Origin of the sequence: Tardiphaga sp. 768_D3_N2_1 (genome assembly GCF_052076105.1) — a bacterium.
Taxonomy (GTDB): domain Bacteria; phylum Pseudomonadota; class Alphaproteobacteria; order Rhizobiales; family Xanthobacteraceae; genus Tardiphaga.
In genome coordinates this window covers 851,923-875,554 of sequence record NZ_CP197245.1, presented here as the reverse complement: position 1 = coordinate 875,554, position 23,632 = coordinate 851,923, and the positions used below count along the sequence as shown (strand labels likewise).

At 61.1% G+C, this 23,632-nt stretch carries 20 protein-coding genes; 12 read left to right on the top strand and 8 right to left on the bottom strand.

Annotation, left to right across the window (positions count from 1 at the left end; all coding sequences use genetic code 11):
* Complete coding sequence (locus AB8A27_RS04165; protein ID WP_441240818.1) at positions 1-1,440, top strand: oligosaccharide flippase family protein; 1,440 nt, start codon at positions 1-3, stop codon at positions 1,438-1,440.
* Between the two features lie 13 nt (positions 1,441-1,453).
* On the opposite strand, the gene AB8A27_RS04160 is transcribed toward AB8A27_RS04165, so the two are convergent.
* Positions 1,454-2,620 (bottom strand): endo-1,4-beta-xylanase, encoded by a 1,167-nt coding sequence (locus AB8A27_RS04160; protein ID WP_441240817.1) that lies wholly within the window; start codon positions 2,618-2,620, stop codon positions 1,454-1,456.
* Between the two features lie 142 nt (positions 2,621-2,762).
* Between AB8A27_RS04160 and AB8A27_RS04155 the strand changes: the two genes are divergently transcribed.
* The 10 genes from AB8A27_RS04155 (at position 2,763) to AB8A27_RS04110 (ending at position 12,257) form a co-directional block, all read left to right on the top strand.
* Positions 2,763-3,557, top strand: a complete 795-nt coding sequence (locus tag AB8A27_RS04155) for a WecB/TagA/CpsF family glycosyltransferase (RefSeq protein ID WP_441240816.1) — start codon at positions 2,763-2,765, stop codon at positions 3,555-3,557.
* A complete protein-coding gene (locus AB8A27_RS04150; RefSeq protein ID WP_441240815.1) occupies positions 3,554-4,834 on the top strand; it encodes a glycosyltransferase in 1,281 nt (426 codons plus the stop codon). The genes AB8A27_RS04155 and AB8A27_RS04150 overlap by 4 nt, the downstream gene beginning before the upstream one ends.
* Positions 4,835-4,842: 8 nt before the next feature.
* A complete protein-coding gene (locus tag AB8A27_RS04145) occupies positions 4,843-6,033 on the top strand; it encodes a glycosyltransferase family 4 protein (protein ID WP_441240814.1) in 1,191 nt (396 codons plus the stop codon).
* On the top strand, positions 6,030-6,437 hold the full coding sequence (locus AB8A27_RS04140; protein ID WP_441240813.1) for a hypothetical protein: 408 nt from the start codon (positions 6,030-6,032) through the stop codon (positions 6,435-6,437). Before AB8A27_RS04145 ends, AB8A27_RS04140 begins: the two co-directional genes overlap by 4 nt.
* Positions 6,438-6,456: 19 nt before the next feature.
* A complete protein-coding gene (locus AB8A27_RS04135) occupies positions 6,457-6,852 on the top strand; it encodes a hypothetical protein (RefSeq protein WP_441240812.1) in 396 nt (131 codons plus the stop codon).
* Between the two features lie 280 nt (positions 6,853-7,132).
* Positions 7,133-8,293: an acyl-CoA dehydrogenase family protein gene (locus tag AB8A27_RS04130; RefSeq protein WP_441240811.1), complete on the top strand. Its 1,161-nt coding sequence runs from the start codon at positions 7,133-7,135 to the stop codon at positions 8,291-8,293.
* Between the two features lie 175 nt (positions 8,294-8,468).
* A complete protein-coding gene (locus tag AB8A27_RS04125; protein WP_441240810.1) occupies positions 8,469-8,684 on the top strand; it encodes a hypothetical protein in 216 nt (71 codons plus the stop codon).
* Positions 8,685-8,872: 188 nt separating this feature from the next.
* Positions 8,873-9,025: a hypothetical protein gene (locus tag AB8A27_RS04120; protein ID WP_441240809.1), complete on the top strand. Its 153-nt coding sequence runs from the start codon at positions 8,873-8,875 to the stop codon at positions 9,023-9,025.
* A 73-nt stretch (positions 9,026-9,098) separates the two neighbouring features.
* On the top strand, positions 9,099-10,169 hold the full coding sequence (locus AB8A27_RS04115) for an LLM class flavin-dependent oxidoreductase (protein ID WP_441240808.1): 1,071 nt from the start codon (positions 9,099-9,101) through the stop codon (positions 10,167-10,169).
* Between the two features lie 516 nt (positions 10,170-10,685).
* A complete protein-coding gene (locus tag AB8A27_RS04110) occupies positions 10,686-12,257 on the top strand; it encodes a CYTH and CHAD domain-containing protein (RefSeq protein ID WP_441240807.1) in 1,572 nt (523 codons plus the stop codon).
* A gap of 215 nt (positions 12,258-12,472) precedes the next feature.
* Here AB8A27_RS04110 and AB8A27_RS04105 read toward each other — a convergent pair whose 3' ends face one another.
* Positions 12,473-15,259 carry a UPF0182 family membrane protein gene (locus AB8A27_RS04105; protein ID WP_441240806.1) on the bottom strand — a complete coding sequence of 929 codons (2,787 nt, stop codon included), beginning with the start codon at positions 15,257-15,259 and terminating at the stop codon, positions 12,473-12,475.
* Positions 15,260-15,496: 237 nt separating this feature from the next.
* On the opposite strand from AB8A27_RS04105, the gene rocD reads away from it, so the two are divergent.
* A complete protein-coding gene (gene rocD, locus AB8A27_RS04100) occupies positions 15,497-16,714 on the top strand; it encodes an ornithine--oxo-acid transaminase (protein ID WP_441240805.1) in 1,218 nt (405 codons plus the stop codon).
* Positions 16,715-16,723: 9 nt separating this feature from the next.
* Here rocD and cbbX read toward each other — a convergent pair whose 3' ends face one another.
* From cbbX to AB8A27_RS04070, 6 genes are read right to left on the bottom strand one after another with little or no spacing between them, the layout of a single operon-like run.
* Positions 16,724-17,647: a CbbX protein gene (gene cbbX / locus AB8A27_RS04095; protein WP_441240804.1), complete on the bottom strand. Its 924-nt coding sequence runs from the start codon at positions 17,645-17,647 to the stop codon at positions 16,724-16,726.
* The gene (locus tag AB8A27_RS04090; RefSeq protein ID WP_441240803.1) at positions 17,644-18,069 is read right to left on the bottom strand and encodes a ribulose bisphosphate carboxylase small subunit; all 426 of its coding nucleotides are present in this window, start codon (positions 18,067-18,069) and stop codon (positions 17,644-17,646) included. Before AB8A27_RS04090 ends, cbbX begins: the two co-directional genes overlap by 4 nt.
* A gap of 11 nt (positions 18,070-18,080) precedes the next feature.
* Entirely contained in the window at positions 18,081-19,544 is a 1,464-nt protein-coding gene (locus AB8A27_RS04085) for a form I ribulose bisphosphate carboxylase large subunit (protein ID WP_441240802.1), read from the bottom strand.
* A gap of 49 nt (positions 19,545-19,593) precedes the next feature.
* Entirely contained in the window at positions 19,594-20,679 is a 1,086-nt protein-coding gene (fba, locus tag AB8A27_RS04080) for a class II fructose-bisphosphate aldolase (protein ID WP_441240801.1), read from the bottom strand.
* Positions 20,680-20,713: 34 nt separating this feature from the next.
* The gene (gene tkt / locus AB8A27_RS04075) at positions 20,714-22,750 is read right to left on the bottom strand and encodes a transketolase (RefSeq protein WP_441240800.1); all 2,037 of its coding nucleotides are present in this window, start codon (positions 22,748-22,750) and stop codon (positions 20,714-20,716) included.
* Positions 22,747-23,622, bottom strand: a complete 876-nt coding sequence (locus AB8A27_RS04070) for a phosphoribulokinase (protein WP_441240799.1) — start codon at positions 23,620-23,622, stop codon at positions 22,747-22,749. Before AB8A27_RS04070 ends, tkt begins: the two co-directional genes overlap by 4 nt.
* Between the last annotated feature and the right edge of the window lie 10 nt (positions 23,623-23,632).

Below are 23,632 nucleotides of genomic sequence, written 5' to 3'. Positions count from 1 at the left end.
ATGCTGCTGAAGCGCACGATCCTCTATCTTCCCGCCCAGATCGTCGGCCCGATGTTCCAGTTGGTCGCGATGATCGTGTGGACCCATGTGGTCAACGAGCATACGCTGGGTGTGATCACGCTGATCACGGCGACACATGAACTGCTACAGATCGCGTTTCTGGCCTGGTGGTCGCAATATGCGCTGCGCTTCTTCGGTCGCTATCAGGACGGCGAACAGGCCGAACGCTTCTATCGCACCGAGAATGTCGTCATTCTTATTTCATTGGTGCTGCAGAGCACCGCCGTCATCGGTGTCCTCTATACCGTCATCGCGACTGACACCAATCCGGCGCTGCTCGGCGCGACCGTCGCTTACGTCATCAGCCGCTCCCTCAATCTCTATATCGCCGAACGCGCCCGGGTCCGGCATCAGATCGGCGTCTACTCGATCCAGCAGATCATCGGGCCGTCGATCGGCTTCATTCTCGGTCTGGTGCTCATCAAGCTGATCGGCCCAGCGCCGGAATGGCCGCTGCTGGGCTATGCCGCCGCGCAGCTCTTTGCCGCTTTGGTTGTGCTGCCGGTTATCGGCTATAGCCGCCGCCTGTGGCCGATCGATCGCGAGATCGTTCGCCATGCGATGGGCTATGGCATCCCGCTGATCATCGGCGGCGCGCTGGGCTGGGTCGGCCTCAATGCGTCGCGCTTCATCGTCAACGACATGCTTGGCGTCGCCGCCGCCGGTCTCTTTGCCGTTGGTTACGGTCTGGGTCAGCGCGCTGCGGCAGTGGCCGCGATGCTGGTGACGGCGGCCGCGTTTCCGCTGGCGGTCAAGAGCATGGAGCAAGGCGGCAGCAAGGCTGCGATGCGCCAGCTTGCCGACAACAGTGCGCTCCTCATCGGCATTCTGGCGCCGAGCATTGCGGGCATCTTCCTGCTACGGGCCGAGATCGTGCATCTGCTGATCGCCACGCCGTTCCAGCAGGTAACGCTGGCGATTCTGCCTCTTTCGGCCCTGGCCGGTTCGATCCGTAACGTCCGCGCCCATTTCGGCGATCAGGTGTTTCTCCTGCACAGCAAGACCCAGCTCATGATCGTCGTCTCAAGCATCGACGCGCTGGTGACGATTGTGGCGAGCTTCGTCTGCATCCACTATTGGGGCCTCGTTGGCGCCGCCGGCGCGACAGTGCTGTCCGCCATTGCCGCAGCGCTGGTCAGTTTCGTCATCGGCTTCTCCAAATTCGGCCTGACCCTGCCCTGGGCGCATCTCGCCCGCATCGTCTTCGCAACCGGGGCCATGGCGGCGCTGCTGACGCAACTGCCCGAAGCGCCGAACCATGTCTTGCTGGCGGCACATGTCGCCGCGGGCGCGGCGATCTATGTGCTGGTCCTTGCCATCCTTTACGGGCCGACATTGCTCCGGATGCTGCGCCGTCAGCCGCAGCTCTCGGAGCTCTGATGTCGCGAAACCGTTACGATCGCTTGGCGCCCTCCAATGCACGGGCCATTGCGTACCACAGCGGCTTTTTCTGCATGTTCTCATCGAACGGCAGCGGCCGTGGCAGTCGCTCTGCGAGAGGATTCTTCTTTCTCGCGGCGTCTGTATAGAATGAATAGTGATCGGAGAGCTGCCACGCGATCACGGCCTTGACCGCCGGAACCTGCAGCACCGTTTCAAGGAATTTCCCGCCGGTCTCCGCGATCATCTTGTCGCGCGTGGCCACATCATCCGGGAATGTGTCGTCACGGACATCGAATTCCGTGATGTAGATGTCGACCTTGCGTTCAGCGAGCGCGTGAACGAATTCCAGAAACCGCTGGGGATCGTGCGGATAGCGCGGCTGCAAGTGGCCCTGCAGGCCGACGACATCGAGCCGGACGCCGGCATGCTGCAACTCATCGACGAGGCGCAACAATCCGGCCCGTACTGCGAGACCGACATCGTCGTCGCGTTCCGCCTGTGCCTCATTGAGCACAAGTTTGGTCTTCTTATCCACAACAGCACCGGCCCGCGCGAAGGCGCGTCGCACATAATCAGTTCCAAAAGCGCCGTACCATGGGCCAAGGCGATAGCCGCCGGGTGCCTTGTGGCCGGGCCAGAACGGCTCATTCACGACATCCCATGACTGCAATTGGCCGGCATAACGTCCCGCGACTTCATCGATATAACTATCGAAGAAGGCCTGCCGCTCCGAATTGCTCATGGACTTGATCCATTGCGGAACCCATTCGTTCCAGATCAGACAATGACCGCGCATGGGAATGCGATTGCTCGCACAAAATTGCAGCAATCGATCAGCGCTCTCGAATCGCTTCGGGCCAGCCATTGGCGCAAGCGTGCCCATTTTGAGAGCTATGTCCGTCGTTATAATTTTCGTCTGTGTTGTATAAAGCTCACGATATCCGACATCCTTGTCGATCACCGGCCCCGCAGCAGCGCCGAACATCAAACCATTTTTCGCCGCAATTGTACCAAGGCTCTGCGTTTGCGTCGCGCCGAGCGCATGTTGTTGCATAGCGACTGTCGCGCCGGCGATGACTGCGAGCGACTTTCTCCTTGAACACTCGAACATATCCACTCTCCATCGATTCAAAATCGTGACTGCTATCTTTTCGATATTGCGCGACAGCATCGCCATCGTTGCGTCGCAATAGTTCGTTTTGATGTCCATCACGTCGAGCAGATGATTTTCGACTCACATTTCTTCGCTGCATCTGTAGCAAGCAAGTTGTGCACTTCGTTCAAGCGTAACTCGGCCACATTGTCATCAGGGGAGCGACATGTTGCAGACGCAGGCGCCACACGCCCGAAATCTCACCGTTGACGGTGTCACCGTCAACATTTCGTCACTCGACGAAGCCGTTTCATCGATCGTCGAAGCGGCCGAACGCGGCGATAACTTCAGTGTATGCACGCTTAATCTCGATCATGTCGTCCATCTGCAGAATAAGCCCGACTTTCGCGCGGCCTATCGCCGCGCCCGCTTCGTGACTGCGGATGGCTTTCCGATCGTCGTGCTCAGCCATCTGCTTGGCACACCCATTTCACGAACAACCGGCGCGGATCTTGCCGCTCCCTTGTGCGAAGCTGCAGGCAAGAAGGGTCTTCCGATCTTTCTGTTCGGTTCCGATACGTCGACGCTCGACAAGACAGCGGCGGAATTGCGCAAAAGATATCAAGGCTTGCAGATCGTCGGAACTTTTGCGCCCAGCCGTAACTTCGATGCCTATTCAGCAGAGGCTGATGCAGCAATTGCACAGATCCGCGCATCTGGTGCAAAACTTTGCTTCCTTGCATTGGGCGCACCGCGACAGGAAGTGTTTGCATCGCGCTGTATCGATGAACTCGACGGCACGGGCTGCCTGTGTTTCGGCGCGGCGCTCGACTTCATCGCAGGCAAACAGATTCGCGCACCAATGTTCACGCAGCGTACCGGCCTCGAATGGGCCTGGCGCATGTTCAAAGATCCACGCCGCCTTGCGCCTCGTTACGCACGCTGCGCTGCCGCCGTGCCACGCTTGATCGCCGGTACGCTTCCACAAATCCTGAACGCCCGCATGAGGAAAGCCGCATGACCTCGACACTGACTCTGGGGCTTCGCGCCCGGAACGCCGCGCCGACTAAGCAACGCTATCAGATCTGTCTCATCCACCCGTTCGATCCGCGCGGCCAGAAGGTGGGCGGGCTCGAGACCTATATCCGCGACTTCATCACCTTTCATCCCGCCGACACGGACATCCTGTTCGTCGGCGTCGATTCGATCGGTGATCTCATGCTCGGCGAAGTGCGGCGGCTGACTTTCCGCGGACGCGACTTCGACTTTCTCCCGATCCTGCACTATTCCGACCAGCAGGCCCGGGAAGCCGCACGCACCATCCGCTCGTCCCTGACCGGCCAGTTCTTCATGGCCTTGCTGCGCTATTTCGGTCCGGTCTCGCGGCTGATCCGCGAACGCGGCTGCACGGTCGATCTGCGCCGCGTCGAGTTTTCCTGGTTGCCGACGCTGCTGCGCCGCCCCTTCATCCAGATGCTGCATGGCGAGGGCGCGCCGAAGCTGCAGATGGATTCGCTCCTGAAGAAATATTCGTTCGTGCACAATATCGGCGAGCGCTTCGCGGTCACGACCAGCGCAAAGTTTCTGTGCGTGAATCCCTTCATCACCGAACGGCTGCAAAAGACCTATCCGGGTCAGAGCGGCAAGATCGACACGCTGTGGACCTGGGTCAACACCGACATCTTCAAGCCCCAACCGTTTCCGGCGATGACCGAGCCGTTCCGCATCATCTTCGCGGGCCGCCTTGACGAATTCAAGGATCCGCCGTTGATGTTCAGCACCATCGCACGCCTGCGCGAGCGGCTGCATGGTCATGTTGAGTTCCATTATATCGGGACCAGCGATCCGCATCGCTTTGCCGAATTCGTCGCTATCGAAGACATTACGATCCGGCACGGCTTCAAGGATGCTGTCGGCATGGCCGCGACACTGGCCAATGCCCATGCAGGCATCCTGACCTCGGAATTCGAGGGCATGCCGCGCTGCGTGCTCGAGACGCTTGCGGTCGGCCGCCCGGTCGTCGCCGTGCACTTGCCGCAACTGGAATCGGTGATCCACGATGGCCAGAGCGGCTATCTCATTTCCCGCAGCTCATCGCGCGACGAGATGATCGAGAACCTGGCCCAACGTTTCCTCGATACCCGCGATGCGATCCGTACTGGCGAGATCAACCCGGCGAAAGTTGCCAGCGCGATCGAGAATTTCACACCAGCGACACAGTTGGCGCGCGTCTTTACCTATCACCAGGACATCCAGAATGCGCGCAACATGACGATGACGCCCTCCGCGGCACACTGAGGTTATTTGTGAATATCCTGTTGCTATCGAGCGAATATGCTCCCGCACGCGGCGGGATCGGCACCTACGCCCACGAGATCGCACTGGCCGCAACGCAGCTCGGCGCGCGGGTGACGCTGGTCGCTCCCGATTACGCACAGGATATGTCAGCCGACGATCGCGCCATGCCCTTCGCAATCCACCGCTTCAGCGGCGGATTGCATTCGGCGCGCGATCTGCCCGCCAAGATCATGCTGACGCGCAGCCGCATCGGTGCGGCTCCGTTCGATGTGGTGCATGCCGCCGACTGGCCGTTCTTCATTCCGGTCGCACTCGCGCGCGGCCGCACGCCGGCGCGGATGCTGATGACCGTGCACGGTACAGAGATCAATGAGACGCAGACGCCGCTGAAACGACTGGCGATCCGCTTCAGTGGCGTGTTCGGACCACGCACCGAGGTCGCTGCCAATAGCACCTTTACACGCGAGCTGTTCCGCAAGAGATTCACGATCGACGAACGCCGCATCCATGCCATTCGCCTTGGTGTCTCCGATTTCTGGTCCGGCCGGCGCAGCGATCGCGTTGCGACGCGCGCGATTTATAACATTGCGGCGGACCGGATCGTCATGGTCACCGTGGCGCGGCTCACGCGGCGCAAGGGACATCATCTCACGCTTGCCGCCCTCGCGCAGCTTCCTGACGAATTACGTCAGCGCATCACCTGGCTGGTCATCGGCCCGCAGGGCGAAGCCGATTATGTCGATGAGCTTCGCCGCATGATCTCAGCGTCCGAATGCGATGTGAGGCTGCTCGGCGCACTATCGAATGAAGAAATTCGCGACATCTATGGTGCCGCGGACTTCTTTTGCCTGACCGGCGTGCCGGATTCGTCTGGCCGCGTCGAAGGCTTCGGTCTTGTCTATCTCGAGGCCGGCGCCACGGGCCTGCCGAGCGTCGCGAGCAATATCGGGGGTGTGCCCGATGCAGTGCTCGCCGGCCAGTCTGGCCTTCTGGTCGCTCCCCGCGTCGACAAGATCACCCATGTGATCCGGCAGTTAGCCGAGGACAATGAACTGCGGGCGCGCCTCGGCGCTGGTGCCGCCGCGCATGCGCGGGATCTATCGTGGGAACGCTGCGCCGCAGAAACCTATGGTTTGAAGCGGCCATCGCCATCGGAGGATGCCTTGCAGACCGGATCCGAGCTGAGGGCATTGGCATGAGACAGCTCGCTGCCATCATCGCTCTACTCGTACTCAGTGCTGGCGCCGCGCATGCCGACAATTGCAACAAGAGCCGGGAGTATCTGCTCGGCGGTCTTGCAGGCGATCTCACCATGCCGCCGCAGGCCTATGAAAGCCTGTTCCGGGTGTGCACGGCAACGGCGACGATGCCGAACGTCAAGGACGCCTATATATTGAAGGACGGCGGCATCGCAGTGATTCCGAAGCAGGACACGGTGCCTGCCACCGCCGCCACGCTATCGCGCTTCTGCGACGCCAATCCCAGGGTCACGCTTCGCTTCATCTCCGCCAAGGAACTCGCGCTGACGAAATCGACATCGGGCATTGTGCAGATGTCGTCAGGCTCCGCAACATCGTGTAAAAAGATCAAGGGTCTCACCTGAGCCAGAGGGAAATGCCGCCATGCTGAAGCGCATCTTTCGCTCATCGTCCGAGACATTCCGGACACGCTCCCCGGAACGCGATCGCATCACCGATGAACGGCTGGTCCTTGCCATTGCGGCGACCATCGATTCCGGCCTGCGCAGCGCAGAATACGAGCATGACGGCCTGAAGCGGCGGCTGGACGATGTCATCTCCATCGCCGCAATCGTCGGCGGCAACGAGATCGAGGACGTCAACAGCCAGTCGGACCCGCGGGCGGAACTCCTGCAGAAATCGGACGACGAGATCCGCATCGGCGAAGCGCGGCTGCGAACGCTCGAGAACAATATCGAGCATTTCAGATCGCTGAAGCGGGACCTGAGACGGCGTTTCCCGGGCATCAATCTCGATGCGGCCGAGGTAGAATCAAAATAGCCGCTTTCCGCCTGCCTGGCCTCGGCCCGTAGAGACCGATCCCATCAAGACCCGGCCGGTGCCATTCGGCGGGTCTGCCACCCATCGCGGGACGGCACTGGGGCCCCCTTCCCGGTGATCGACGGATTATGGCCGAGCTCGATGTGATCGGGCATACTGATCCCATAAGTGTTATCCCTCACCTCGTCGCTGGCGGCCGTCCGGACCGTGATCGGCCGCGCCTGACTGACTCACACAACACGGCCCCACCACAAGGGGACCGACCGGAGTATCCGCTTCCATGACTGATCGCGCCGACGCCATTGCCGCCAGGATCGAGACCTTCATCCGCGCCGAAGTCATCCCCTATGAGAAAGATCCGCGGACAGGCGCGCACGGCCCGAGCGACGAACTGGTGCAGGAGCTGCGCGACAAGGCCCGCAAAGCTGGCGTTTTGACTCCGCACATTCTTGCGGATGGATCGCACCTGACGCAGCGTGAAACGGCAAAGGCCCTGATCAAATCCGGTCTTTCGCCGCTGGGTCCGCTTGCCTGCAACACGATGGCGCCCGATGAGGGCAATATGTATCTCCTCGGCAAGGTCGGCACCGCCGAGCAGAAGACGCGTTTTCTGGAACCGTTGGTGTCGGGCAAAGCACGTTCGGCATTCTTCATGACCGAGCCGGCGGACGCCGGCGGCGCGGGCTCCGATCCGTCGATGATGCAGACCACCTGCAGGCTCGATGGCAATCACTGGGTGATCAACGGGCGGAAGAAGTTCATCACCGGCGCGGAAGGCGCCAAGGTCGGCATCGTCATGGCGAAGTCCGAGGATGGCGCCTGCATGTTCCTCGTCGATCTGCCCGATCCTGCCATCCGCACCCTGCGCGTACTGGATACGATCGACAATTCGATGCCCGGCGGCCATGCGGAGATCGAGATCGACAACCTGCGTGTCCCCGCAGACCAGATGCTTGGCGCATCAGGCGACGGTTTCAAATATGCGCAGATCCGCCTCAGCCCGGCGCGCCTGTCGCATTGCATGCGCTGGCTGGGTCTTGCGATCCGCGCCAACGAGATCGCCACCGACTATGCCTGTCGTCGCCATGCCTTCGGAAAGGCCCTGGTCGATCACGAAGGCGTCGGCTTCATGCTGGCGGAAAACCTGATCGATCTCAAACAGTCGGAACTGATGATCGACTGGTGCGCGGGCGTGCTCGATACCGGCTCGCTCGGCACGGCCGAGAGCTCGATGGCCAAGGTCGCCGTGTCGGAAGCGCTGATGCGGATCGCCGACCGTTGTGTGCAGGTGATGGGCGGGACCGGGGTATCCGGCGAAACCATCGTCGAACAGGCCTTCCGGGAAATCCGCGCCTTCCGCATCTATGACGGCCCGACCGAAGTACACAAATGGTCGCTCGCCAAGAAGATCAAGCGCGACTGGAAGACCGATCAGCAATGACGCATATGGCGAAGCGTCGCTATTCGATTGAGTGCTGCGGCCAGCGCAAGTGCGTGACATACCGCTGCGTGTCCGCGGCCACCGGCGCGTGTTGTTGATTCCGGCGTAACAGCTCACACCGAATATCCCATCACTTACCGATAGGATCGCTGCCTTGGCGGCGAACAGAACACGCATGTCGAATGCCTATGTCATCGAAGTCTTCAATCGCACCGCCGGAATCGTCGTCGCCGAAGAGCGCGGATTTCGCTTCTTTTCATCCGAGCCTGCCTTCGACACGCTCGAAGGCGACCATTTCGGATCGGCCCGTGCTGCGGAACGCGCAGCGAAGGCACTTCTGGACCAGCGAAATCACAAGGCAGGTCAATCCCGTATCGCTACGGCCCGCTGAGTGTTCCGGACCGACCTGAATGACAACCGGCTTTGGCAACGAACAAAATTGCCCGGCACGGACGGCATGGAGAATATTGCTCCACGCCGAAACGCCCCGACGTGCGGATCATCATTATTTCCGGCGCGCGCTTGCGCCGGCCGGATTTATCGCCTTGTTATCTGCAAATCGCGCGTTGGAGAACGATGATGCGTGAACTATCGGCGGAAGCCCGGTTGCATAACCGTGCGCGCGCGTCGTCGAACCGCACGGCGGTGCGCCTGCACACAGCCGCCGTTTACGGCGCATTTGCGCTGATCGCAGCCATCGTGTTCGGCGCGACATCGTTGCGCCCATTTTGACACCGACACAGGACGGTGAGGCACGGGACGGTGAGCCGCACGCAAAAATGCGGACCCATCGTCAGGGGACATCATGAACGATCGTTCGGAATTTCTTTGGTACATCCCGAATGACGTGAAGGCAGGTCACCGCGGTGATGTCGTCGATCCAAATCACAACAGTATCGAGACGCTTGCGGACCAGGCGCAAGCGCTGGAACGTCATGGGTGGAAAGGCGCACTGATCGGAACCGGCTGGGGACGGCCGGATACATTCACCGTCGCGTCAGTACTGGCCGCCCGAACAACGAGTTTCGAGCCGCTTATCGCCATTCGCCCGGGCTATTGGCAGCCGGCACATTTTGCATCTGCCGCAGCCACACTGGATCAATTGAGCGGTGGCCGGGTTCGCATCAATATCGTCTCCGGCAAGGACAATCTGGCGGCTTACGGGGATGACGAAGCCGACTCGTCGCAGCGATATGCGCGGACCAAGGAATTCATGCGCATCGTCCGGCGGCTGTGGACCGAAGAAAACGTCACCTATTCCGGCGTACATTTTCGTGTCGCTGACTCCACCGCGGCGCCGCGCATCATCCAGCGCGGCAATCGCCGACATCCAAAGCTGTATTTCGGCGGGGCATCGGACGCGGCCGAACATGTCGCGGCAACCGAAGCCGATGTCCAGCTGTTCTGGGGCGAACCGCTCGGTGACGTCAAGCAGCGCATCGAGCGGCTCAAGAGCCTGAGTCAGCGCCTTGATCGGGATCTCCCGCCTTTGGAATTTGGTCTCAGGATCACGACGCTTGTCCGGGAGAGCTCGGCCGAGGCCTGGACTGCGGCGGAAGCCAAGGTTGCCGACATGGCGAAAAAAGCAGGCGCGGGCTGGAACGACCATGGCCCTGCAATCGCCATCGGCCAACGCCGACTGCTCGACCTGCAGGCGCGCGGCGATGTTCTTGACGACAATCTCTATACGGCGCCAGGAAAATTCGGCGCAGCCGGCGCCGGCACCACCTGGCTGGTCGGTTCGGCATCCAAAGTGGCCAGCTCGCTGCAGAAATACCGCGATCTCGGGATCAAGTATTTCATCCTGTCCGACACGCCCTATCTGGCGGAGATCGAGCGGCAAGGCAAAATACTCCTGCCTTTGCTTCGAGCGTGATCGGCTTTCGTCCCGATGAGACAAACCAGGTAAGCACCACTGCCCTTTCGCGATATCCCGGCGCGCGAATTTAATTGCGGCGGTCTGCCGTAAGTGATTGAATTTTCAGTAACTCGACTCAACTAATGATGGAGACACTTCGCTAGCGAGGTTAGTGCCATGCTTGCCGAGAAGTTTTTTCTGGTGCTCGAGACAATCAGAAGTCACGCCTCCGATGATAAGCCATCCGGGGGTAGATCATCTCCAGTCGTGACCGATCCCGTAGCGCCGATCCCGATCAAACCGCCAAGCGAAAAACAGATTAAGACCCCCAGCTGAAGCAGCTTTTTCGCTTTTCACGGATATGGGCGTTCGCACCATCGAACAGCCCTCAGGTCCCGCTGGTGCCGATCGATCCATAATTGCCATCGCAATTTGCCGCGTCATCCCATCGCCATCTCGGGCATGTCTTGCTAGTGTCATAAAACATGATGCGTGCTTCCGATGGAGTTACCATTGAACGCCCAGCAGCCAATCGTGCCCGACCCTGCTGGCGCAGCAATTGCTGTACGACCGGGTGAACAGGCGGAAATCGAACTTAAGCTGCTGGCGCCGCAAGCTACCCTGGAAAAGCTGCGCGAGATGCCCGTCATCGCACAGCATGCGCGCAATCGCGGCGTGGTCCGCCAGCTGGAGACAGTTTATTACGACACACCGGAAAGAGCGCTGTTTCAACGCGGCATGGCGCTACGCGTGCGACGCAGCGGCAAGCATTTCATTCAGACATTGAAGCTTCTGCCCGACATCGGGCGGCCGTTGGCACGACGGCAGTGGGAAACACCGGTTGACGGCATCACTCCGGATCTAACGCGACTTCCTGTCGCCGAGATCGGAGATCCGCTGACGACGCTTACGCCCGATGCGCTCGTGCCAGCGTTTGCGACAAAAGTTCGCCGGCATGCACGGCAGCTCGATCTGCCTGATGCGTCAGTTGAAATCGCCTTCGACGTGGGAACCATTGAGGCCGGTACGCGTCAAGAAGTCCTGTCCGAGATCGAGCTCGAACTAAAGAGCGGCAACGCCGGCGCGCTGTTTGATCTCGGAACGCAGTTGCTCGACGCAGCGCCGCTGCAGGTCGGCACACGGAGCAAGGCGGAACGCGGCTATGCGCTGGCGTTCGACGTCGTGCAACCGGCGGCGAAAGCCGAGCCCGTCAGCATCACCGCCGAGCACGCGGTTGACGACGTCATTGCACTGCTTGCCGGTGCCTGCTGGCATCATCTCTTGCGCAATCATGCTGTGGCAAAGCAGGGTTCCGATCCCGAAGGCGTACACCAGATGCGCGTCGCTCTGCGTCGTCTGCGCACGATCTGTGCGCTGTTCCGGCGCGAGATCCCATCGCCCTCGTTCGAGGCGATCAACAGCGAAGCGAAGTGGCTGATGCGACAGCTCGGCCGCCCCCGCGAGTGGGACGTTTTCGCGACCACGATCGTTTCGCGCGTGGCGACGACAACGCCGGAGGTCCACTTCGGCGCCCTGCGCGAGGCAATCGAGCGGCAGCGCAAGTCGAGCTACGGCAGCCTGCAGGCGGTTCTCGACGATCCGCGCTACAGCCGATTTCTGCTGTCGCTCGGACACTGGGTCGAGCACCGTAGGTGGCGCAACGATATCGACAGCGATGCGCTGGCTGTCCTGTCGCAGCCGATACCGGCGCTCGCCGACAAAATTCTGGCGCGACAGCAGCGGAAAGTGCGCAGGCGTGGCGCACACTTCCGGCAGCTCGACATCGCTGCACGGCACAGTCTCAGGATCCAGCTCAAGAGGCTGCGCTACGCGGCGGAATTCTTCTTGCCACTTTACGCCGGCCATGCACCCGCCAAGCGGTATGTGGCTCGGCTTGCCAGGCTCCAGAAGAGTCTGGGACGTGTGTGCGACATCGCAAGTATCCGTGGATTGCTCGGTTCCATCGGGCAAGACGATCAGGCCCCGCTTCATCTCGCCATCGGCACGGTGACCGGCTGGCAGGCCCGCGACGAGATTGCGGCCGCTAAAACGCTGCGCAAGAAATGGCAACGCTTCAAGGCAACGCCGGCATTCTGGGGCCGGTAAGGTCCTTCGTGGGGTCCCGGGCGGATACTCGCCTGCGCACCGGAGTTACGCGGCAAACGGAGGTCTTCGATCGCAAGCGGAGCCACAGCAGTCGACGCCGCAGCTGTGTAGGACGCTATGTATGACCACATCGTCCGCAACAACGGCTCGAAGAGCCAACGAAATTGCAAACCGCCTTGCTTATATGAAGTGGCGCGCCGCTTAGTCGGCGTTGATCAGTGTCCGGCCGATTGCCGGCTCATTTTTTCTAAAAGATCCCGCATCGCGTCGATCTGCGTGCCGAAGCCTGCCCAGTCTCCGGACTTCAACAGCTTCATTGCCTGATTGTAGCGATCAAGCGCTTCCTGCGCCTTGCTTTCCGCAGGGCTCGCACGTGGCATTTCCGTTGCAGTACTCGCCGATACCGGCGACGCGTTAGCTTCGATGAAAAGCGCGGACAAGGCCTCGGCAAGCGTTTCTTTCATGACGACATGCTCGCCATAGGCGGCGATCACGCGCTTGAGCTCCGGCAAGTGTCCGTGGACCGCGCGCAGATACAGCGGCGATACGTACAGGATCGAATTTTCGATCGGGATCACCAGCAGGTTTCCGCGGATCACCCGTGACCCCATCTGGTTCCACAACGATATCTGCTGGGAGATCTCCGTGTTCTGATGAATGCGCGCTTCGATCTGGAACGGTCCGTAGACGAGCTTCTCCTTGGGAAATTCGTAGACGATCAATTTTCCATAGTCGGGAGCGTCGCAGCGCGCTGCCAGCCAAGCGATCATGTTGTCGCGTCGGCTTGGCACCATGGGGATCATGATAAAGAACTCGGCCTGGGTTTCTCCGGGAAGCCGCATCACGATGTAGTAAGGGACCATCGGCGCAACGCCGCCGTCGCCAGCCGGCTGGCGCGGAAACTGCCAAAGATCCTCCCGGTTATAGAAAACGTCGGCAGATACCATGTGATAGGTCTGGTAAAGCTGCGCCTGAATCAGGAAGAGGTCTTCGGGATAGCGAATGTGCTTTTGCAGATCGGACGGCATAGCCGCGAACGGCTTGAACAGCTCCGGAAAGATTTTCTGGTAGGTGGCCGCGATCGGGTCTGCGTGGTCCATCAGATAAAAGTCGACACTGCCGTTATAGGCGTCGATGACGGCCTTCACGGAATTGCGAATGTAGTTCAGCTTGCGGCCGGGCGCAGGCTGCGCAGAGGGAAAATAGTCGCTGATTGTATAGGCGTCCTGGATCCAGAACATCCGCCCCTCGCTGACGACCAGATAGGGATCGCGGTCGAGGCTGAGGAACGGGGCGATCATGCGTAGCCGTTCCCCGATATTGCGCCGGATCATGATCCGGCTGTCGTCGGTAATGTAGCTGGAGAGCAGCAGATTCATGTCGTTGAAATGGTGAGCGAAGATGATTTTTCGCAGCATCCCTGGCAGCGGTATGCCGCCGACACCGTCGTAGACCGCGTATACGTTTTCACTTCCCTTCGGATAGTCGAATTCCGGCGTGGTCGTCCTGACGACAACGTAGTTGCTCTCCTCCTGTCCATAATAGATGCGCGGTTCGCGGATTTCGGGGCCGCCGTCCGCAACGGGGGGAATATCCCGCAGGTAAAGCAGCGGAAGCCCCTCGGCGCTCTTGTGCGTGACCGGGCTCATCACCGCTCCATTACCATGAGTGAACAGCAGGTGGAGGTTGACCCACGTCTGGGCGTTCGGCGGCAACAGTGAGGATCTGAGCTCGCGTGCCGACAGCATCACGCTCTGATAGGTGCCGCGAAGCCAGTAGCGGTCGACATCCAGGTCGCTTAGTTTGTAATAGGTGCGTATCTCCTGCAGCTGGGCGTAGGTATCCGCCAGCGGCTGCCCGTCCCACAATCTGATGTTCTCGATGGTCGCCTTGTTGGCCTCGAGTGTCGCGAAGGTAAGGTCCTGTTCGGCAGGAAAGGGCTTGGCGGCGATCCGGTCGAGATTATAGGCTTCTCTGGTCAGACGGATGCTGCGTTCGATATAGGGTCGCTCCAGTTCCAGTTCGTTCGGTTTCACGTAGAACCGCTGAAACAGCATCGGGATCACGCCGGACAGCAGGAAAGCGCCTCCGAAGACGAGCAACATCGCGGCAGTGGGGAGCCAGTAGGTACGCGCCCACAGGTTCGCCCACGCGGCGCATGCCGCGACGATCGAAAGCCCGATCAGCAACCAGAGAACGGGTAGCTGCACATGGACATCGGTGTAGCTCGCGCCAACCACTACGCCATTGTCTCCGTAGAGCAGCAAATAGCGGTCGAGTCCGTAGGACCATGCCTTCACCGCAAGGAGCAAGCCGAGCAGCGCCGAGCCATGAGCAACCGCTGTCGGTGATATCGACCACCGCTGGACCTTGTATTCGATCTGACCATGCAGCCAATAGATCGCTGCGGCGAGAAGTGCGCTCATGAACAGCGTGAGCAATGCCCAATTCTTGATGGCGATATAGGCCGGCAGAGAAAACAGATAGAATCCAATATCCTTGTCATACAGCGGATCGTTCGCGCCATATGGCACGTGATAGAGGAATTGCAGAATGATGCTCCAGTTGCCGATCTCCTCCCATGCAACAAGCAGAGCGAGGAATCCGGCGCCGCCAGCGATAGCGACGCGCCATGGCAACCGATCGCGTATGAATTCGAACGGATCGGGCGGCACCGCTGTGGCCGCGAGCTTCCAGTCGAAGTCGACCGGAAGCCGGCCTCGCCGCCGTCGGGCAAGGAAAAGTGCCAGCCGCGCATTCGCCCACACAACGACGGCAGTTGCCGCGAAGACGACGGAAAAGACTGTGACCTTCGCGCCGATCGATGTCCAGAAAACCTGCGAATAGCCGACTGCGGAGAACCACATCCAGTCGACCAGGAAGTCGCCGACAATCGCGAGAAGGATCAGGCAAATTCCGGTGAAGATGGCAGTCACAATCAGCCCGACCACGGCGTTGCGCCCTGGCGTCTTCCGTTCGGGCCCGGTGATCCCGATCGTCATGAGCGAATTATAGCAGAACAAGAGAGGTGGCGGCGGCTGTCATGAACCCTCGCACCTGTTTTTTTACGCCGGCCTTCCTACATCAGAATTGAGGCGCGCCTCACCTTGCGCGCCCGATCGGGAGAGCGCGCGCCATGAGCGGTGATCTCACGATGCTGTTGGGTTGTGCGCCTTCGCTCGCGATCGGGATGGCATGCCGAGCCGGCGCGAGGGAGGAACGCGGCAGGAGCGCTTGCCATGACCGATTTCGCCGGTCTTGAAGCCCGTTTTGGCGCAGGAAACTATGCACCGTTGCCGGTCACGATCGTCCGCGGGGCCGGTGTCTACGTGTGGGACGAGGCTGGCAGACGCTACATCGACATGATGGGCGCGTATTCGGCGGCGAGCTTCGGCCATTGCCATCCACGCCTCGTCAAGGCGCTGACAGAGCAGGCACAGCGCCTGGATACGATCTCGCGCGCTTATTTCAGCGATCGGCTGGGGCCTTTCCTCGCCAAGGCGTGTGCGCTTACCGGTATGGACGCCGCATTGCCGATGAACAGCGGCGCGGAAGCTGTCGAGACGGCGCTCAAGGCGGCACGTAAATGGGCCTACAAGGTCAAGGGTGTGCCGACTGACCGGGCCGGAATCATTGCCGCGGAGGGAAATTTCCACGGCCGTACCATCTCGATCGTCGGCTTTTCTTCGCAAACCCAATATCGCGACGGCTTCGGGCCGTTCCCGCCAGGCTTCACATGCGTGCCATTCGGCGATGCGTCGGCGCTCGCCGCGGCCATTACCCCTGACACCGCGGCCTTTCTGGTCGAACCGATTCAAGGCGAAGGCGGGATCAACGTGCCGCCCCCTGGATATCTCGCCGAGGCCGCGCGCATTTGCAAGGCGAACAACGTGCTGCTGCTGTGCGACGAGATCCAGAGCGGTCTGGGACGCACCGGACGTCTGCTCGCGTGTCAGCATGAAGGGGTAACACCCGACGGTCTGATGCTCGGCAAGGCGCTCGGCGGCGGGATGTTGCCGGTTTCGCTTTTCCTCGCCCGTCGCGAGGTCATGCAGGTTTTCACTCCCGGTGACCACGGCAGCACGTTCGGAGGCAACCCGATTGCATCGGCGGTTGGATTAGCCGCCCTCGACACACTGATCGACGAGCGATTGATTGAACGTGCCGCGACTGTCGGCACACATCTTCTCACGCGACTCTCTGCGATCAAAAATCCGATCATTCGCGAGGTGCGCGGTCGCGGTTTGTTTGCGGGGGTCGAGCTACACCGCAACATGGCGAGTGCCGGCACGGTGATCAAGCGCTTGCTTCAGGCGGGAGTGCTCACCAAAGATACTCACCGAAACACGATACGCTTTGCGCCTCCCCTGATTATCGACGATTCACAGGTGGATTGGGCCGTAGACCGATTGACCGAAGTACTGGACGAGATTGCCGCATCGACGGTTCAGGCCTAGCGGCCACCATTACCCGCCAGAACCGTTCGAGAACACCCGGCTCGCGAGCACATCCGAAGCCTCCAGTGACATGATGTCGTCGGCGCTCAGCACGCGGTCGAGATCGGCGACAAGCCGGTTGGCCTGACGCAGCCGCATGCGGTCGAGCGCGTTGCGGATCGAACGGGCGTTGGAGAACAGCGGCTGGGTCTTGCGCAGCGCGATGTAGCGGGTGAACGCCGCGCGCGCATCGGCACTGAACTTGTAATTCATATCCCCGAGCATCAATTCGGAAATGGCGAGCAATTCGTCGTCGGCATAATCGGGGAAATCGATATGGTGGGCGATGCGCGAGCGGAAACCGGGATTGCTGCCGAAGAATTTTTCCATGCGGTCGCCGTAGCCGGCGAGGATCACCACCAGATCCTCACGCTGCGATTCCATCACTTGCAGCAAGATCTCGATCGCCTCCTGGCCATAATCGCGCTCGTTATCAGGCCGATGCAGGTAATAGGCCTCGTCAATGAACAACACGCCGCCCATCGCCTTCTTCAGGATCTCCTTCGTCTTCGGCGCGGTATGGCCGATATATTGCCCGACCAGTTCGTCGCGCGTCACCGACACCACCTGCCCTCGCCGCACGAAACCGAGCTTATGCAGGATGCTGGCGATGCGTAGCGCCACCGTCGTCTTGCCGGTGCCGGGATTGCCGGTGAACGACATGTGCAGCGTCGGGTTGCCGGACGCCAGGTCCATGCGCTTGCGGATGCGCTCGATCAGCAGCAGCGAAGCAATCTCGCGAATCCGCGTCTTCACCGGTTTCAGCCCGATCAATTCACGATCGAGCTGATCGAGCACCTCGCCGATGCCGACCTCGTCGAACTCGCGGCGCAGATCGACCTGCGTCGCCCGCGGCGCGTCGCCGGCGCTATCGACCACCGTCAGCGTGCTCATGACCCACCGTAGCGCTGGCCTTCGGGGCGGTCGACGGCATAGGATTTGGCCGTATAGCGGATGTTGCGGCCTTCCATCTCATGCCGCTCGAGCCGGAAGCCTGGCTCTTCCTTCGGACGATTGACGATGAAGGAGAGCCGCACGGATTCCCAGCCATGGCTGGAGTCGAACGCCGACAGCCGGATGTAGCTGTTACCATAGACCTTGCGGCATGCGGCCAGTTCCATCAGCACACCAGCGGCATCGCGCAGATCGAACATCGGCAGCCCCCACATTTCCCAGAAACTGTTGCGAGGATGCGGATCGTCGGTGAATTCGATGTTCACGGCCCAGCCATTGGCGAGGCAATACTGCACCTGTTTTGTAATCTGTTCATCAGTGAGATCGGGCAGGAACGAGAAGCAGCCCTGGGTAATGCGCATGATCGTGCTCCTTACAACGAGACGCTGGCGGTGGGGGCGTAGTCGGGCATGTCGGTGGATTCATAGTTGAAGGTGACGCTCTTCCACGTCTCCAGTGCCGCCTTCAGCGGCGTGCAGGTCATCGCCGCCTTGGCAAGAATCTCCTCGCCTTCATGCAGGTAGTCGCGGCCCTCGTTGCGAGCGAGGATCATCGCTTCCAACGCGACGCGGTTGGCGGTGGCGCCGGCCTGGATACCCATCGGATGGCCGATGGTACCGCCGCCGAACTGCAGGATGACATCTTCGCCAAGATGATCGAGCAACTGATGCATCTGGCCAGCATGGATGCCGCCCGACGCGACCGGCATCATCTTATTGAGGCTGGCCCAGTTCTGCTCGAAAAACACGCCGTGTTCGAGCCGCATCGGATTGTAGTCTTCACGGCAGATGTCGTAATAGCCGCGGGTCGTCGCCGGATCGCCTTCCAGCTTGCCGACGACGGTCCCGGCATGGATGTGATCGACACCAGCGAGCCGCATCCATTTGGCGATGACGCGGAACGAGACGCCGTGATTGCGCTGCCGCGTATAGGTCGAATGCCCTGCGCGGTGCAGATGCAGGATCATGTCGTTCTTGCGCGCCCATTTCGCCATCGACTGGATCGCGGTGTAGCCGATCACGAGGTCGATCATGATGATGACGGAACCGAGCTGCTTGGCGAATTCGGCGCGCTCGTACATGTCCTCCATCGTGCCGGCGGTGACGTTGAGATAGGTGCCCTTGATCTCGCCGGACGCCGCCTGCGCCTTGTTGACTGCCTCCATGCAATAGAGAAAGCGCTCACGCCAATGCATGAAGGGCTGCGAGTTGATGTTTTCGTCGTCCTTGGTGAAGTCGAGCCCGCCCTTGAGCGCCTCGTAGACGACACGGCCGTAGTTACGACCGGACAGACCCAACTTCGGCTTCACGGTCGCACCGAGCAGTGGGCGGCCGAACTTGTCCATACGCTCTCGCTCGACCACGATGCCGGTGGCCGGGCCCTGGAACGTCTTCACATAGGCGACCGGGAGCCGCATGTCTTCCAGCCGCAAAGCCTTCAGCGGCTTGAAGCCGAACACGTTGCCGATGATCGAGGCCGACAGGTTGGCAATCGAGCCGTTCTCGAACAGGTCGAGATCGTAGGCGATATAGGCAAAGTACTGGCCGGGCGAATTAGGCACCGGATCGACCCGAAAACACTTGGCGCGGTATTTTTCAGCGGCCGTGAGGCGGTCGGTCCACACCACGGTCCAGGTCGCGGTCGAGGATTCGCCGGCAACTGCCGCGGAGGCCTCGATCGGATCGACGCCGTCCTGCGGCGTCACCCGGAACAATGCGATGATGTCGGTGTCCTTGGGTACATAATCGGGCTCCCAATAGCCCATCTTCTTGTATTCCATGACGCCGGACTTGTAGCGGTCCTTGCCGCGGATCGTGATCGAAGCGTGTTCATTCATGGTGGCCTCCTCGTTTGGACCCGGCGTCACCGGATGGAATAAGGTCTGTTCATTCGGCAGCTTGCGCGACGTTGCCGATTTTCGGGTCGAGCGCGCCACTGCGATAGCGCTTCGCCATTTCGGCCAGCGGGATCACCTTGATCCTTGCGGCGTGACCGGCGGTGCCGAATTGTTCGAAGCGTTCGCGGCAGAGGTCGCGCATCGCGTCCATCGCCGGTTTCAGGAATTTTCGCGGATCGAATTCGCTTCTGGTTTGCGCGGCGACCTTGCGGAAGGCAGAGGTCATTGCGAGGCGGCAGTCGGTGTCGATATTGACCTTGCGGACGCCATGCTTGATGCCGCGCATGATCTCCTCGACCGGTACGCCCCAGGTCTGCGGCATCTCGCCGCCGAATTGATTGAAGATGTCCTGCAGCGGCTGCGGCACCGATGACGAGCCATGCATGACAAGATGCGTATTTGGCAGCCGGCGGTGAATTTCCTCGACAACGGTCATGGCGAGAATGTCGCCGTCCGGCTTGCGCGAGAACTTGTAGGCGCCGTGTGACGTCCCCATCGCGATCGCCAGCGCATCGACCTTGGTGGCGCGGACGAAGTCGACGGCCTGATCCGGGTCGGTGAGCAACTGGTCGTGGCTGATCTTGCCCTCGACGCCATGGCCGTCCTCCTGCTCGCCGCCGCCATACTCCAATGAACCGAGTACGCCGAGTTCGCCCTCGACGGAGGCGCCGATCCAGTGCGCGATATCGACCACGCGACGCGTGATGTCGACGTTGTAATCGTAATCCGCTGCGGTCTTTGCGTCGGCCTTCAGCGAGCCGTCCATCATGACCGAGGTAAAGCCGTGCTGTAGCGCGGTGGCGCAGGTGGACTCTTCGTTGCCGTGGTCCTGGTGCAGGCAGAGCGGGATCTGCGGATGCATCTCCTCCAGCGCGTCGATCATCCGCGCCAGCATGATGTCGTTGGCATAGGAGCGTGCGCCGCGCGACGCCTGGATGATGACCGGCGCGTCGACCTCGGCGGCGGCCTCCATGATCGCCAGGCCCTGCTCCATGTTGTTGATATTGAAGGCCGGCACGCCGTAGCCGTGTTCGGCCGCGTGATCCAGCAACTGCCTCAGGGTAATGCGTGCCATGAATCCTCCGTTGCGTTCCTCGGTCTGGAATTCATTATTCAGCGGCAACCAGTCTGGACCGGGCGATGCAGCGCATCGCCGCCGTTGCGACCGCCGCGGCGGTGATACCGAATTCGCGATACAGATCGTCCGCCGGCGCCGAGGCTCCGAATCCAGTCATGCCGACGAACTCACCGCCGTCACCGAGCCAACGCGCCCAATCGCCTTCGATCGCGGCTTCGATACCGACGCGCGGAGCGCTGCCGAGAATTGCAGCCCTATACTCGCCGCTTTGTTGCCGGAACATATCGAAACACGGCGCCGAGACGACAGCGGCGCGAATTCCGTCGTCAGCAAGCAGCCTGGCCGCAGCAATCGCGATCGACACTTCGGAGCCGGTTGCAATCAGAGTGACATCGCGGCCACCTTCCGGCTCGATGACGACATAGGCACCGCGCGCGACCCGGTTGGTGGAATCGACGCCATCGCGGAACACAGGCAGCGCCTGGCGCGACAGGCAGAGCACCGACGGCGCATGCGGCGTCCGCAACGCGCAGTCCCAGGCCTCGGCGGTCTCGACGGCGTCGCCCGGGCGGAACACCAGCAAATTTGGAATCGCGCGCAGGGAAGCAAGGTGCTCGACCGGCTGATGGGTCGGGCCGTCCTCGCCAAGCCCGATCGAGTCATGCGTCATCACGTGAATGACGCGGATGCCCATCAACGCGGCCAGCCGGATCGCGGGACGGCTGTAATCGGCAAAGCACAGGAAGGTGCCGCCATAGGGAATGAGGCCGCCATGCAAGGCGACGCCGTTCATCGCTGCCGCCATGGCGTGCTCGCGTACGCCGTAATGGACGTAGCTGCCGTCGAAGGCATCGTGCTGGACTGGTGCCTGCAACCTGGCGCGCGTGAGGTTCGAATGGGTGAGGTCAGCCGATCCGCCGAGCAGATTCGGCAGGACACCAGCAATGACATCGATGACGAGTTGCGAGGCCTGCCTCGTGGCGATCTTCGGCCGCTCCTGCAGGAAACGGGCACGAATCCTAGCCAGCGCATCGTCATATCGGCCAGAAAGCTGGCCCTTCAGCGCGGCCTGAAAGTAGTCCCGCACAGCGCCGTCGAGACGCGCAACGCGCCCGGCCCATTCCGCATGCGCCGCCTGTCCGCGCGCGCCGACCGCGCGCCATTGTCGCGCCACCGCATCGGGCACGTGGAACGGTGCATGCGGCCAGTGCAGCGCGTCGCGCGTCTTTGCGATTTCGTCCGCGCCCAGCGGCGCGCCATGGGCCTTCTCACTGCCTTGCCGTGTAGGTGCACCGAAGCCGATCACCGTGCGGCACGCGATCAGCGATGGGCGGTCGTTGTCGCGCGCCTGTGCAATGGCCGCGGCCACGGCCTCGGGATCATGGCCGTTGACGCGGCAGGTCGACCATCCCGATGCAGAGAAGCGCGCAAGCTGATCATCCGAACACGACAGCGAGGTCGCGCCGTCGATCGAAATCTGGTTGTCATCGAACAGCACGATCAGGCGATTGAGCCGCAAATGTCCCGCCAGCGAGATCGCCTCGTGGCTGAGGCCCTCCATCAAGCAACCGTCGCCGGCGATCACGTAAGTATAGTGATCGACGAGAGCGTCGCCGAAGCGCGCATTCATCAGGCGCTCGGCCAGGGCCATGCCCACCGCCGTGGCGATACCCTGGCCGAGCGGACCGGTGGTCGTCTCGACGCCTGCCGTGTGGCCGTATTCGGGATGGCCGGGTGTCTTCGAGCCCCATTGCCGGAACGACTGCAACTGATCGAGCGTCACTTCAGCCGATCCGGTCAGATGCAGCAGCGCGTAGAGCAGCATCGAGCCGTGGCCGGCGGACAGGATGAAGCGGTCGCGGTCCGGCCAGGACGGATCGGAGGCATCGAATTTGAGGAAGCGCGAGAACAGCACTGTCGCCGCATCAGCCATCCCCATCGGCATGCCGGGATGGCCCGAGTTCGCTTTTTCCACCGCATCGATCGCCAGAAAGCGAATCGCATTCGCCATATCCGCGTGCGGAACGGTCACTTGATCGATCTGGGGAGCGGGGCTCTGAATATTCATACCGTGCGCCTTTTGCGTTCCATCAATTGCAGGATCAGCGGGGTGAGGATGAGCTGCATCGCCAGATCCAGCTTCGAGCCGTGGATCACGATCGAGTTGGCGCGCGACATGAAGCTGTTGGGGATCATCGACAGCAGATAGGGAAAATCGATGCCGCGCGGATTCTTCAACCGGATCACCACCATCGATTCATCCGGCGTCGGGATCCACCGCGCGATGAAAGGGTTCGAGGTGTCGACCGTCGGCACACGCTGGAAGTTGATGTCGGTCTCGGTGAATTGCGGACAGATGTAGTTCACATAGTCCGGCATCCGCCGCAGGATGGTGTCGGTGACGGCTTCCTGGCTGTAACCGCGATCCTTGCGGTCGCGATGCAGCTTCTGGATCCACTCCAGATTGATGACGGGCACGACGCCGATCTTGAGGTCAGCATGCTGGGCGATATTGACTTTGTCAGTCACCACAGCGCCATGCAGGCCCTCGTAAAATAGCAGGTCGGAGTTTTCCGGCAGCGGCCCCCATTCGGTAAAGGTCCCCGGTGCCGCCCCGTATAATTTGGCTTCGTCTTCGTCGTGCACGTAATGACGGGCGGTGCCGGTGCCGGACTCGCCGTAGTCGCGGAAGACTTTCTCCAGCTCCTCGAACAGGTTGGTTTCCGGGCTGAAGTGGCTGAAGTGCTTGTTGCCCTTCTCGCCTTCCTCCAGCATCTTCGTACGCATCTCGGCGCGGTTGTAGCGATGAAACGAATCGCCCTCTATGTAGGCGGCGGCGACCTTCTCGCGACGGAAAATGTTCTCGAACGTCTTTTTCACCGAGGTGGTGCCGGCGCCCGACGAACCCGTGATCGATATGATGGGATAGCTGCGTGACATTTTGCTCTGT